The 231-nt window shown below is 58.4% G+C and carries 1 rRNA gene; it reads left to right on the top strand.

Annotation, left to right across the window (positions count from 1 at the left end):
• A 23S ribosomal RNA gene (locus tag ADL34_RS05640) occupies positions 1-231 on the top strand; the annotation flags it as partial.

The raw sequence follows: 231 nt of genomic DNA, 5'->3' as shown, positions 1-231 counted from the left end.
GGTGGAGCCGGTGACCCGAGCTGGTAGTAGGTGAGTGATGGGGTGACGCAGGAAGGTAGTCCATCCCGGGCGGTGGTTGTCCCGGGGTAAGGGTGTAGGACGTCAGGTAGGCAAATCCGCCTGACACATAGTCTGAGACCTGATGCCGAGCCGATTGTGGTGAAGTGGATGATCCTATGCTGTCGAGAAAAGCCTCTAGCGAGTTTCATGGCGGCCCGTACCCTAAACCGA

Origin of the sequence: Streptomyces sp. NRRL WC-3605 (genome assembly GCF_001509795.1) — a bacterium.
Classification (GTDB): domain Bacteria; phylum Actinomycetota; class Actinomycetes; order Streptomycetales; family Streptomycetaceae; genus Streptomyces; species Streptomyces viridochromogenes.
The sequence above is the reverse complement of the archived record's forward strand: the minus strand, read 5'-3'. Positions and strand labels throughout refer to the sequence as shown.